General features: G+C 70.1%; 11 protein-coding genes. 9 read left to right on the forward strand and 2 right to left on the reverse strand.

The features are described from left to right. Nucleotides 1-2: 2 nt before the first annotated feature. Nucleotides 3-701 (forward strand): lysophospholipid acyltransferase family protein, encoded by a 699-nt coding sequence (locus tag BJ984_RS12010; RefSeq protein WP_179548222.1) that lies wholly within the window; start codon nt 3-5, stop codon nt 699-701. Between the two features lie 61 nt (nt 702-762). After that, complete coding sequence (locus tag BJ984_RS12015; protein ID WP_271206579.1) at nt 763-2,106, forward strand: class II 3-deoxy-7-phosphoheptulonate synthase; 1,344 nt, start codon at nt 763-765, stop codon at nt 2,104-2,106. Between the two features lie 85 nt (nt 2,107-2,191). Here the strand turns inward: BJ984_RS12015 and pknB are convergent, their stop codons facing one another. Then, nucleotides 2,192-4,228 (reverse strand): Stk1 family PASTA domain-containing Ser/Thr kinase, encoded by a 2,037-nt coding sequence (gene pknB / locus BJ984_RS12020; RefSeq protein ID WP_179548223.1) that lies wholly within the window; start codon nt 4,226-4,228, stop codon nt 2,192-2,194. 136 nt (nt 4,229-4,364) lie between these two features. On the opposite strand from pknB, the gene BJ984_RS18710 reads away from it, so the two are divergent. After that, nucleotides 4,365-4,706, forward strand: a complete 342-nt coding sequence (locus BJ984_RS18710; RefSeq protein WP_271206578.1) for an Rv2175c family DNA-binding protein — start codon at nt 4,365-4,367, stop codon at nt 4,704-4,706. A gap of 18 nt (nt 4,707-4,724) precedes the next feature. Here the strand turns inward: BJ984_RS18710 and BJ984_RS12030 are convergent, their stop codons facing one another. Then, nucleotides 4,725-5,834 carry a polyprenyl synthetase family protein gene (locus BJ984_RS12030; protein WP_179548225.1) on the reverse strand — a complete coding sequence of 370 codons (1,110 nt, stop codon included), beginning with the start codon at nt 5,832-5,834 and terminating at the stop codon, nt 4,725-4,727. A gap of 77 nt (nt 5,835-5,911) precedes the next feature. Between BJ984_RS12030 and BJ984_RS12035 the strand changes: the two genes are divergently transcribed. The 6 genes from BJ984_RS12035 (at nt 5,912) to BJ984_RS12060 (ending at nt 12,218) form a co-directional block, all read left to right on the forward strand. Further along, nucleotides 5,912-6,307 carry a DUF3040 domain-containing protein gene (locus BJ984_RS12035; protein ID WP_173180797.1) on the forward strand — a complete coding sequence of 132 codons (396 nt, stop codon included), beginning with the start codon at nt 5,912-5,914 and terminating at the stop codon, nt 6,305-6,307. A gap of 282 nt (nt 6,308-6,589) precedes the next feature. Continuing rightward, nucleotides 6,590-7,021, forward strand: a complete 432-nt coding sequence (mraZ, locus tag BJ984_RS12040) for a division/cell wall cluster transcriptional repressor MraZ (RefSeq protein ID WP_179548226.1) — start codon at nt 6,590-6,592, stop codon at nt 7,019-7,021. Nucleotides 7,022-7,158: 137 nt separating this feature from the next. Beyond that, complete coding sequence (gene rsmH / locus BJ984_RS12045; RefSeq protein WP_179548227.1) at nt 7,159-8,115, forward strand: 16S rRNA (cytosine(1402)-N(4))-methyltransferase RsmH; 957 nt, start codon at nt 7,159-7,161, stop codon at nt 8,113-8,115. After that, on the forward strand, nt 8,112-8,786 hold the full coding sequence (ftsL, locus tag BJ984_RS12050; protein ID WP_179548228.1) for a cell division protein FtsL: 675 nt from the start codon (nt 8,112-8,114) through the stop codon (nt 8,784-8,786). The genes rsmH and ftsL overlap by 4 nt, the downstream gene beginning before the upstream one ends. A 12-nt stretch (nt 8,787-8,798) precedes the next feature. Then, nucleotides 8,799-10,616 carry a peptidoglycan D,D-transpeptidase FtsI family protein gene (locus BJ984_RS12055; RefSeq protein WP_179548229.1) on the forward strand — a complete coding sequence of 606 codons (1,818 nt, stop codon included), beginning with the start codon at nt 8,799-8,801 and terminating at the stop codon, nt 10,614-10,616. Nucleotides 10,617-10,631: 15 nt separating this feature from the next. Then, on the forward strand, nt 10,632-12,218 hold the full coding sequence (locus BJ984_RS12060; RefSeq protein WP_179548230.1) for a Mur ligase family protein: 1,587 nt from the start codon (nt 10,632-10,634) through the stop codon (nt 12,216-12,218). Nucleotides 12,219-12,222 lie beyond the last annotated feature (4 nt).

Below are 12,222 nucleotides of genomic sequence, written 5' to 3' on the forward strand. Positions count from 1 at the left end.
GCGTGTTCTACTTCCTCGCGAAATACCTGCTGATCGCCCCGGTGCTGAAGACGCTGTTCCGGCCCTGGGTGATCGGGCTCGAGAACATCCCGGCCTCCGGCGGCGCCATCCTCGCCTCGAACCACCTCTCGTTCAGCGACTCGGTGTTCCTGCCCGTGGTGGTCGACCGGCAGGTGTCGTTCCTCGCCAAGAGCGAGTACTTCACCGGCAAGGGCCTCAAGGGCTTTTTGGTGCGGCTGTTCTTCATCGCGTCGGGCCAGCTGCCGATCGACCGCGCGGGCGGCAAGGCCTCCGAGGCGTCGCTGAACACGGGCCTCCGGGTGCTGGCGCGCGGCGACCTGCTGGGCATCTACCCCGAGGGCACCAGGAGCCCCGACGCGAAGCTCTACCGCGGCCGCACCGGCGTCGCGCGGATGGTGCTCGAGGCGCATGTGCCGATCATCCCGGTCGCCATGATCGACACCGAGAAGGTCATGCCCATCGGCACGAAGCTGCCGAAGATCCGCCGGATTGGCATCGTCATCGGGGAGCCACTAGATTTCAGTAGGTTCGAGGGACTGGAATCAGACCGGTTCATCCTCCGCTCCGTGACCGACGAGATCATGTACGAGCTGCACCGCCTGGGAGGCCAGGAATACGCGGACGTCTATGCGACTTCGGTCAAGGAGAAACGCGTGCGACCGCGCGCCACCGCCAAATAGATACAGGGAATCCAAACCAGTGGTAGATCCAACAGAGCAAATCGTCGAAGCGGATGAATCGGTGATCGCGGGTCTGGACTATTGGCGCACCCTCCCGGTGAAGCAGCAGCCGTCCTGGCCCGACCAGACCGCCGTCGAGGCCGTCTCGCGCGAGATCGCCACGCTGCCGCCGCTCGTCTTCGCGGGCGAGGTCGACAACCTGCGCTCCCGGCTCGCCACGGCGGCCCGGGGCGAGGCGTTCCTGCTGCAGGGCGGCGACTGCGCCGAGACCTTCGCGGGGGCCACGGCCGACCAGATCCGCGACCGGGTGAAGACCATCCTGCAGATGGCCGTCGTGCTCACCTACGGCGCCTCGATGCCCGTCATCAAGATGGGCCGCATGGCCGGCCAGTTCGCCAAGCCGCGTTCCAGCGACACCGAGACCCGCGACGGCATCACGCTGCCCGCGTACCGCGGCGACATCGTGAACGGCTACGACTTCACTCCCGAGTCGCGCACCGCGAACCCGAAGCGCCTGCTCGACGGCTACCACATGGCGGCCTCGACGCTGAACCTCATCCGCGCCTTCACCCAGGGCGGCTTCGCCGACCTGCGCCAAGTGCACATGTGGAACAAGGGCTTCACCTCGAACCCCGCCAACGTGCGCTACGAGCAGCTCGCCGGCGAGATCGACCGCGCCGTGAAGTTCATGGTCGCGTGCGGAGCCGACTTCGAGGCGCTGAAGCGCACCGAGTTCTACGTCAGCCACGAGGGCCTGCTGTTCGACTACGAGCGGCCGATGACGCGCATCGACTCGCGCACGGGAACGCCGTACAACACCTCGAGCCACTTCATCTGGATCGGGGAGCGCACGCGCGAGCTCGACGGCGCGCACGTCGACTTCCTGTCGCGGGTGCGCAACCCGATCGGCGTGAAGCTCGGCCCGACCACGACCGGCGACGACATGCTGCGCCTGATCGACAAGCTCGACCCCGAGCGCGAGCCCGGCCGTCTGACGTTCATCACGCGCATGGGCGCGGGCAAGATCCGGGATGCGCTGCCCCCGCTGCTCGAGGCCATCAAGTCGAGCGACGCGCTGCCGCTCTGGGTCACCGACCCCATGCACGGCAACGGGCTGACCACGCCGAACGGCTACAAGACGCGTCGCTTCGACGACGTGGTCGACGAGGTCAAGGGCTTCTTCGAGGCGCACCGCGCGGCGGGCACGCACCCCGGCGGCATCCACGTCGAGCTCACGGGCGACGACGTCACCGAGTGCCTCGGCGGCTCGGAGCACATCGACGAGGCCACCCTCTCGACGCGCTACGAGTCGCTCTGCGACCCGCGCCTGAACCACATGCAGTCGCTCGAGCTCGCCTTCCTGGTGGCCGAGGAGCTCAAGGTCTCGAGCGCCGCCCGCGCCTGACCCTCAGGCCCCCGGCGACTTGCCGGAAAACGCCCTTCCGGAGCTCGGATAGGGCGTTTTTCGGCAACTCGCCTGAGGCGCGCGGCTAGAAGACGCTGAAGGAGACCGTGAGGGAAGAGCCTCGGGGGAGGCTCGTGCCCGGCGCCGGGTCGGTGGCGCTGATCTTGAAGGCGTCGGGGAGGGCGTCGGCGACGGCGTTGTAGCGGAGGTCGAAGCCGAGCTCGACGAGCTTCGGCTTGGCGTCGGCCCAGGACTGGCCGACGATGTCGGAGGGCACCGTGACGGGCTCGGGGCCGCGCGAGATGTCGAGGGTGATCGAGTCGCCCTGGTGCACGATGTCGGAGGGCAGCACGGCGTTGTAGACCTGGCCCTCGGGCACCTCCTCGTTGAAGTCGGAGGAGCCCTCGACGCCGACGAGGCCGACGGCCGACAGGGTCGCCTGCGCCTCCTCGAGCGTCTGGCCGATCACGCCGGGCACCGGGCCGAGCGAGACCACGAGCGTCACCGGCTGCTGCTCGCCGTACTCGGCTCCGAGCTGGTTGCCCGCCGTGTCGAGCGCTGCGAGCACGACACCGGCCTCGACGTCGCCGTTGAACTGCGTCTGCGAGTCGGTGTTCGTGAACCCGGCCTCCTCGACGGCGGCGCGCGCCTGGTCTTCCGGGATGCCGGTCAGTGTCGGCACCGCGAGCATCGCGGGCCCGGACGAGACGAGCACCGCGACGCCCGAGCCGGTCTGCACGCTGCTGCCCGAGGCGGGATCGGTGCCGATCACCGATCCGGCCGGAACCGTGGGGCTGGTGGCGGGGGTCTGCGACGCCTCGAGGCCGAGGCCCTGCAGGGTGGCGACCGCCGCATCCGGAGCCTGCGAGCTGACGTCGGGCACGGTGAGCATGGCGCCGGGCCCGGCGGCGAAGTACCAGGCGCCCGTTCCGAGTCCGGCGGCGACGAACAGGATGAGCGCGAACACCCAGAGGCCCCGCCGGCGCCGGCGCGCCGACTTGGTGGCGAGCTTCTGGCGGGTCTCCGAGTGCGAGCCGCTGTCGTTCAGCGCCGCGAGCGAGCCGGGCGAGCCGGGGGCACCGGGCGGGATCGGACCGGTCGGCGGGATGAGCGGCGCACCGTAGGCCGTGGTCTCACCGGTCGCCCCGCCGACCGCGGTCATCTGGCCCGTGCGGCGGCGCGACTCGAGCACCTGCGTCTGCGCGTGGTCGAGGTCGGCGTCGAAGGTCTCGGGCAGCACCACGGTGCGCGCGGTGGAGTTGCCGACGGGCCGCGCCCCGACGATCTCGCGCTCGGCCTCGCGCAGCCGCTCGAGCATCTCGCGCGCGTCGCTCGGCCGATCGTCGGGGCTCTTCGCGGTGGCCCAGAGCACGAGGTCGTCGAGCTGCTCGGGCACGCCGGGCTGCGCGGCGCTCGGCACGGGCATCGGGTCGTTCGCGTGCTGGAACGCGATGGCCATCGGCCGCTCGCCCACGTAGGGCTGCGCGCCGACGAGCATCTCGTACATCATGATGCCGGCCGCGTAGATGTCACTGCGGGCGTCGGCCGTGCCGCGGGTGAGCAGCTCGGGGGAGAGGTAGGCGATGGTGCCGAGCAGGGCCTGGCCGGTCGCGGTGTTGGCCGAGACGGCGCGGGCGAGACCGAAGTCGCTGATCTTGATGCGGCCGTCGTCGGCCAGCAGCACGTTCTCGGGCTTCAGATCGCGGTGCACGATACCGGCCTTGTGGGCCGCGGCGAGGCCGCCGAGCACCGCGTCCATCACGTCGACGGTCTGCTCGGTGGTGAGCTTTCCGTAGTCCTTCAGCAGGTCGCGCAGGGTGACTCCGGGCAGATACTCCATGACGAGGTACGCCATGTCGCTGTCCTGGCCCTGGTCGAAGACGTTCACGACGTTGGGGTGCGCGAGCCGGGCCGCCGAGCGGGCCTCCTGCACGAAGCGCTCCTTGAAGACCGCGTCGTCGGCGAGATGGCCGTGCATGATCTTGATGGCCACCTGGCGCTCCAGGCGCAGGTCGGTGGCGAGGTACACGGTCGCCATGCCGCCGCGCGCGATCCGCGAACGCACCGAGTAGCGGCCGTCGATGAGACGTCCGATCATCGGGTCGGGCGGGGCACTTGTCACAGATCCGAGTCTAGAGAGGGGGGCATCGCCCTGGCCGCATAGACACCGGCCGATCGGGCATCCGGATGCGCATTTTTATGCATTCGTGATCAGACCCGATTGCGGGCGGCGCCCCGGCGCGTGGCAATCTGTACTCGTGACTGATCTGCCCGCCACCGGATGGCTGACCGTTCCCGACCTCGTCGACCTGCTGGGGCTCACGCCGAGCAAGGTGCGGCGCCTGATCGAAGACCATCACCTGGTGGCGACCCGCCGCGACGGCGTGCTCTCGGTGCCCGCGGAGTTCATCCGCGACGGCGAGCCGCTGACCGAGCTGCGGGGCACCATCATGGTGCTCGCCGACAACCGCTACGAGGACGACGAGATCCTGGAGTGGCTGCTCTCGCCGAACGAGCTGCTCGACGCGACGCCGATCGCCGCGCTGCGCGCCGGCCGCAAGGCCGAGGTGCGCCGGATCGCCCAGGCCCAGGACTTCTAGCCGGCCGCGGCCCGCCCGCTACGCCTGCCGGTTCACGAGCCGCTTCGCGAGGCTCGTCAGCTCGGCCTTCGCGGTGTCCCCGAGCGGCGCCCGGTCGAGCTCGTCGAGCGCGGTGCGCAGGCGCCGCGAGATCATGCTCTCGACCTCCGTGACGGCGCCCGTGCCCACCATGGTCTGCTGGAGCATCCTGATCTGCCCCTCGTCGAGCTCGGGGTCGCCGATCAGCTCGTCGAAGAGCCGCCGCGACGAGGGGTCGAGCCGCGAGCGGGTGAGCGAGACGAGCACGGTGCGCTTGCCCTCCCGGAGGTCGTCGCCCGAGGGCTTGCCTGTGAGCTCGGCGTCGCCGAAGACACCCAGCACGTCGTCGCGCAGCTGGAACGCGATGCCGAGCGGGAGCCCGAAGCGCCGCAGCGCATCCGTCTGCTCGGGAGAGCTGCCGCGCATCGACGCCCCGATCACGAGCGGCGCCTCGACGCTGTACTTCGCCGACTTGTAGACGATCACCCGTTCGGCGCGCTCGAGCGAGGTCTCGGGGTCAGTCGTCGCCCAGGCCCGCTCCTCGAGCAGGTCGAGGTACTGGCCGAGGGTGACCTCGGTGCGCATGGTGTCGATCGCCTCCCGTGCGGCGAGGTGGGTCTCGAGCGAGGGGGCGCCGAGCACGGCCCGGGCGATCAGCTCGTCGCTCCACGCGAGCAGCAGGTCGCCCAGCAGGATCGCGCTGCCCTCGCCGAAGGTGCGGCGCGAGCCCTGCCAGCCGCCGTCGGCGTGCAGCGACTCGAAGCGGCGGTGCGCCGAGGGCATGCCGCGCCGCGTGTCGGAGTTGTCGATGATGTCGTCGTGCACCAGCGCGGCGGCGTGGAAGAGCTCGAGGCCGGCGCACAGGTCGACCAGCGAGTCGAGCTCCTTCTCGCCCGGCACGGCCGAGGAGGCGGCGGCGGGGGACACCGCCCGCCAGCCCCAGTAGCAGAAGAGGGCTCTGAACCTCTTGCCGCCGCTGAGAAGATCCCGCGAGAACCGCGAGAAGGGGGCGAGGTCGGGGGCCACACGACCGAGAATGGACTCGCGCGATGCGAGGAACTCCACGATCCGAGCATCGACGAGATTGACTAGGCGCGGGCTTTCCATCACTCGCCTAGCCTAGCTAGACCCCGCGCACTACAATCAGCAAGTATCACGCGTCGGTCCCGAGCCTGAGGTGAAATAGGATGCCGCTTTCGGAGCAAGAACAAAGACTCCTCGATGAGATGGAGCGCAGTCTCTACCACAACGACGCCGACTTCGTGTCGGCCGTCAGCGGGGCGCGAGGCCGACTCAACTACGGCGCGCTCGTGCTGGGAATCCTGGTCGGGATCCTGGGCTTGGGTGTCGTCATCGTCGGCGTGGTGCTGCACCAGCCGCTGATCGGTCTGGCCGGCTTCGTCGCCATGTTCGGCGGCGTGCTGCTGGCCCTGCGACGCACCTCCCGCGGGCCGGCCCCCAAGGCCCCGCTCGGCGGAACCCCCACGGCGGGTCGCGGCGGCGCCACGGCCTCGTCGAAGTCGGGTTTCATGGATCGACTCAACGACCGCTGGGAGCGACGCGACGACGATCGCGGCGAGTAGGGCTCAGCCCTCCCTTTTCCTCCCCTGAAGAAGACCGGCCCTCGGGCCGGTCTTCTCGTTTGTACGGCGACCGGCCCTCGGGCCGGTCTTTTTTTATGCCTGGATGCCCGTCCCGCCCGCCCATCTCCCTCCATTCCCCTCCACCCCGAACTTCCGCACTCTGACGCGGATGTTTTTGCATTTTGGCCCACATTGACCCCGAATGTCGTAGGTATGTGGAAGGGAGTGGAGTAAAGTGGAGGTCAAGCCCACACATTCTGGCCGGAGAGAACGGGGAGGTAGATGTTCCTTGGCACCTACGAACCCAAGCTCGACGACAAAGGGCGCATCATCCTCCCGGCGAAGTTCCGGGACGAGCTGGCCGGGGGCATGGTCGTGACGCGCGGCCAGGAGAACTGCCTGTACGTGTTCTCCACCCGCGAGTTCGAGAACCTGCACGAGAAGATCCGGCAGGCTCCCGTCACCAGCAAGCAGGCCCGCGACTACCAGCGCGTGTTCCTTTCCGGCGCCAGCGCCGAGACGCCCGACAAGCAGCACCGGGTCACCATCCCGGCTCCGCTCCGCAGCTACGCCGGCCTCGACCGCGACCTCGTCGTCATCGGCGTCGGCTCGCGCGCCGAGATCTGGGACGCCACGGCCTGGGCCACCTACCTCGAGGCCCAGGAGGCCGCGTTCTCCGACACCGACGAGGAGGTGATCCCCGGCCTCTTCTGAGTCGTCGTCCCTGACTCCCAGCCGTTCATCGCCCTGGCGCACTTCCCCGGTGCCAGGTCGGACGCCCTGCCGCACTTCCCCGGCGGCAGGTCGGAACGGACGGGGATCAGGGACTGCGAAGCACCGGCCGCATCACCATGACCGACTACTCCGGCATCCACACCTCGGTTCTCCTCGAACGCTCCATCGAGCTCCTCGGCCCGGCCCTCGGCCGTCCGGGAGCAGTGCTCGTCGACTGCACCCTTGGGCTCGGCGGCCACTCCGAGGCGTTCCTCGAGGCCTTCCCCGAGCTGCACCTCGTCGGCCTCGACCGCGACCCGAACGCCCTCCGTCTCGCGGGGGAGCGGCTCGAGCGCTTCTCCGACCGCATCGACCTCGTGCACTGCGTCTACGACGAGATCGACGAGGCCCTCGAGGGGCTCGGCATCGACGAGGTCGACGGCGTGCTGTTCGACCTCGGCGTCTCGTCGATGCAGCTCGACGAGGTCGAGCGCGGCTTCTCCTACTCCAAGGATGCGCCGCTCGACATGCGCATGGACGACACGGCCGCCTTCACCGCCGCCGAGATCGTCGCCACCTACTCCGAGGCCGACCTCCGCCGCATCTTCCGCGACTACGGCGAGGAGAAGCTCGCCGACCGCTACGCGCGCTTCATCGTGCGGGCCCGTGACGAGGCGCCGATCCTCCGCTCCGGTCAGCTGGTCGACATCATCCAGGCCGCCACGCCGGCCAAGTTCTCGAACTCCGGCCACCCCGCCAAGCGCGTCTTCCAGGCCCTCCGCATCGAGGTCAACGCCGAGCTCTCGGTGCTCGAGCGGGCCCTACCCAAGGCCATCGACGCCCTGGTCGTCGGCGGACGCATCGTGGTGCTCGCCTTCCAGTCGCTCGAAGACCGCATCGTCAAGCGCGAGCTCACGAAGCGGGCCGCCTCGACCGCCCCCGCCGGGCTGCCGGTCGAGCTGCCCGAGCACCGGCCCGAGCTGAAGCTGCTCGTGCGCGGCGCCGAGCTCGCCGACGACGACGAGCGTGCCCGCAACCCCCGTTCCATCCCCGTCCGCCTCCGTGCAGCAGAACGAATCAGGAGGATCGCATGACGAACCTGGCCAGTGCATCCATGAGCCGCCCCCGCGCCGCCTTCGCCCAGGCGGTCGCGGTCGAGCCCGACTTCGACCTCGACCTTCCCGGTGTCGGGCACCCGATCGCGCCCCGGCGCATCCAGGTCGTGCCGACCCGCCAGCAGCGCCGGGCCCGCCCGAAGATCGCCTACGCGGCCGTCGTGGTCACCGGGGTGCTCGCCATCGTCATCACCCAGCTCATGCTGTCGATCGGACTCTCCGACGGCGCCTACGAGATCTCCTCGCTGCAGCAGCAGCAGAAGGAGCTCGACCGCACCAACCAGACGCTGAGCGAGCAGTACGACTCGCTGTCCTCGCCGCAGAACCTGGCCGCCAGCGCCGAGTCGCTCGGCATGGTCGCCAACAGTGCGCCGGTCTACCTCCGTCTCTCCGACGGCGCCGTGCTCGGCTCGCCAGTCGCCGCCGGCGCCACGGGCTCCGTCACCGGCGGGCAGTCGCTCATCCCGAACGCCTCGCTGAACCCCGTGACGGGCACCGCGGCGACCCCGGCCGACGCCGCGGCCGCTGCGGCGGCCGGAGCGGCGGCGGATGCCGCGGCCACCGCCGACACGGCGAGCGCGCCTCCCGTGGCCGAGGCCCCGGCCGACGTACCGTGGACGGGTGCTCTTCCCTCCCCGACGACCCGCTGATCCCCGGCGCTCGTGAACACCGCCGCGAACCGCACCACCCGGCGTCGCGCCGCTGTGGCCGTCGTCGCCGTGATGGCCGTCGTGGCGGTCTTCGTGATCCGGCTGGTGAGCATCCAGATCGTGCAGGCCGACACCCTGAACGCCGAGTCGTTCGACAAGCTCTCGGCTGAGACCACCTCCTACGGCCTCCGCGGCGACATCGTCGACGAGGACGGCACGGTGCTCGCCACCACCGTGCTGCGCTACGACGTCACCGCCTCGCCGAAGTCGGTCACCGATTTCGAGCGCACGGGCGACGACGGCAAGACGGTCGACGTGACGGCGCTGCAGGCCGCCGGCGAGATCGCCGCGATCATCGGCCAGACCCCCGAGCAGGTCTACGGCACCCTCACGGCCGACCCCTCCTCGAACCACGTGGTGGTGGTGACGGGCATCGACGTCGACGCCTTCCGCGCCATCCGCGACCTCCAGATCCCGTGGCTGTACTACGAGTCGAATCCCGTGCGCACCTACCCGAACGGCGCCGTGGCGGGCAGCGTCGTCGGTTTCATGGGCGAGGACCCGAACGCCGACGCCGACGCGGCCGACACCGCCGAGAGCGAGGACGAGGTCGGACTCTCCGGCGTCGAGCAGATGCAGAACCAGTGCCTCACCGGCACCGACGGGGTCGAGACCTACGAGCGCGGGGCCGACGGCGTCGCGATCCCCGGCTCGAGCCAGACCGTGGTGCAGGCGCAGCAGGGCGGTACCGCGGTGCTCACCCTCGACAGCGACCTGCAGTGGTTCTCGCAGCAGGCACTGCTGGCGCGCATCCAGGAGACCGGAGCCGCCTGGGGCACCGTAGTGGTGCAGGAGGTCAAGACCGGCAAGCTGCTCGCCGTCGCCGACTACCCGAGCGTCGACCCCAACGACATCGACGCCACGCCGGCCGACCAGCGCGGCTCCATCGCCTTCCAATCGCCGTTCGAGCCCGGCTCCACCTTCAAGGCTCTGACGGCGGCCTCGGTGCTCGACGCCGGTCTCGCGAACGTGGGCACCCAGGTCGAGGCGCCCTTCATCTTCACCGACGCCAACGGCGCGTCGACCCGCGACAGCGAGTTCCACGTCGACCCGCTGCGGCTCACCTTCGCCGGCGTCATGCAGGAGTCCTCGAACACGGGCACCGCGATGCTCGGCGAGCTGCTCTCGAGCCAGCAGCGCTACGACTACATCGAGAAGTTCCACATGACGAAGCCCAGCGAGGTCGGTTTCCCGGCCGAGTCGGGCGGCATCCTCGCCCCGTGGGACGAGTGGGACGACCAGACCAACCTCACCACCACCTTCGGCCAGGGCGTGTCGAACACGGCCATCCAGATCGCGAGCCTCTACCAGACCCTCGGCAACGGCGGCGTGCGCCTGCCCGTGCAGCTGCTCGAGGGCTGCAGGACCGAGGACGGCACGGTGACGGGCGCTCCGGATGCGACGGGCGAGCAGATCGTGCCGGGCACCGTCTCCACCGATGTCGTGAACATGCTCGAGACCGTCGTCTCGGGTGGCTACGCCTCGAAGGAGCTGTCGATCCCGGGCTACCGGGTGGCCGCGAAGACCGGAACGGCGCAGATGAGCGACGGCTCGGGAGCCTACGGCGACAGCTACATCACCTCGGTCGCCGGGCTCGCTCCGGCGGAGGACCCGCAGTACGTCGTTTCGGTCACCATCGCGAAGCCCGTTACCATTGAGTCGGCCCTGGCTGCGGCGCCGGTCTTCCAGAAGATCATGTCGCAGGTGCTGAAGGAGAAGCGCGTGCTTCCCTCCACCGTTCCTTCGCCAGACCTGCCGACGACGTATTGAGCACCAAGGAGACCAGTGGCTGATCGGGGTTCTTCGGCGCTTCGACCCGAGCATCCGATCGAGCGGTCCCTGCCGCATCTCGTGGAGGAGTTCGGCCTCGAGCAGCGCGGCCTGCCCGTCTCCGAGGTCGTGTCGGGCATCACTCTCTCCTCGCACGACGTCGTTCCGGGCGACCTCTACGTGGGCCTCGCCGGCAAGCGGCACCACGGGGCCCGGTTCGCCGAGGCAGCCCGGGAGGCGGGTGCCGTCGCGATCCTGACCGACGACGAAGGCGCCGAGATCGCGGCCGATGCCGGTCTGCCGATCATCGTCACCCCCGAGCCGCGGCTCGCGCTCGGCGAGCTCGCGGCGTGGATCTACCGCACCCGCGAGGAGCCGCCGACGATGTTCGGCGTCACCGGCACGAACGGCAAGACGAGCGTGGCCTACCTGCTCGAGGCGATCCTCCGCCAGCTCGGCGTCGTGGCCGGCATCAGCACCACCGCCGAGCGCCGCATCGGCGACGAGGTCATCGTCTCCAAGCTCACGACCCCCGAGGCCACCGAGATCCACGCGATGCTGGCACGGATGCGCGAGGCCGACGTGCGCTCGGTCGTGCTCGAGGTCTCGGCGCAGGCCATCACCCAGCACCGCGTCGACGGCATCGTCTTCGACGTGGTCGGGTTCACCAACCTCACCCACGACCACCTCGACGACTACGAGACCATGGACGTCTACTACGCCGCCAAGCGGGAGCTGTTCCAGCCCGACCGCGCCCGGCGCGGTGTCGTGATGGTCGACGGCGACTGGGGCGGCCGGCTCGCGCAGGAGTCGCGCATCCCGATCACCACGATCGCCACCGACCCGGCGGCCGACGCGGAGTGGACGCTGACGATCGACGAGGAGCGCCCGGAGCGCACCACGTTCACCCTGCGCGGCCCCGACCACCGCACGCTGACGACCTCGGTGCCGCTGCTCGGCGCCTACATGGCGGCCAACGCGGCCCTCGCCATCGTGATGCTGGTGGAGTCGGGCTTCGACCTCGACGCCATCGCGCACGCGCTGAACATCGCGCACGACGCCGAGGGCACCGAGATCCACGACGACGGCTTCGTCGCGGGCATCGACGTGTACATCCCGGGCCGGGCCGAGAAGGTCTCCGGCGAGTCGGGCCCCATCGTCTACATCGACTACGGCCACAGCCCCGACGCGTTCACCTCGACGCTCGAGTCGATCCGCCGCGTCTCCGACGGCCGCGTCATCATGCTGTTCGGCGCCGACGGCGACCGCGACCCCTCCAAGCGCGAGGAGATGGGCGCGATCGCGGCCCGGCTGGCGGATGCGGTGGTCGTCACCGACTTCCACCCCCGCTTCGAAGACCCCGCCTCCATCCGCGCCGCGCTGATCGCCGGGGCGAAGAGGGCGGTGCCCGACCGCGAGATCCACGAGGTGCCCGACCCGCGGGCCGCCTTCCGCACGGCGCTCTCCCTCGCGGGCGAGGGCGACGTCATCCTCTACGCCGGCCCCGGTCACGAGGACTACCACGAGGTCGCGGGGGAGCGCATCCCCTACTCGGCCCGCGACGACGCGCGCAGTGCGCTGCACGAACACGGATGGCTCTGACGAC

It is taken from the genome of Herbiconiux flava (assembly GCF_013409865.1).
GTDB classification, from domain to species: domain Bacteria; phylum Actinomycetota; class Actinomycetes; order Actinomycetales; family Microbacteriaceae; genus Herbiconiux; species Herbiconiux flava.

Excerpts from the sequence above, each read along its gene's own strand:
- BJ984_RS12035 (WP_173180797.1), top strand. The coding sequence starts at position 5,912 with ATGCCGCTTTCGGAGCAAGAACAAAGACTCCTCGATGAGATGGAGCGC.
- mraZ (WP_179548226.1), top strand. The coding sequence starts at position 6,590 with ATGTTCCTTGGCACCTACGAACCCAAGCTCGACGACAAAGGGCGCATC.
- rsmH (WP_179548227.1), top strand. The coding sequence starts at position 7,159 with ATGACCGACTACTCCGGCATCCACACCTCGGTTCTCCTCGAACGCTCC.
- ftsL (WP_179548228.1), top strand. The coding sequence starts at position 8,112 with ATGACGAACCTGGCCAGTGCATCCATGAGCCGCCCCCGCGCCGCCTTC.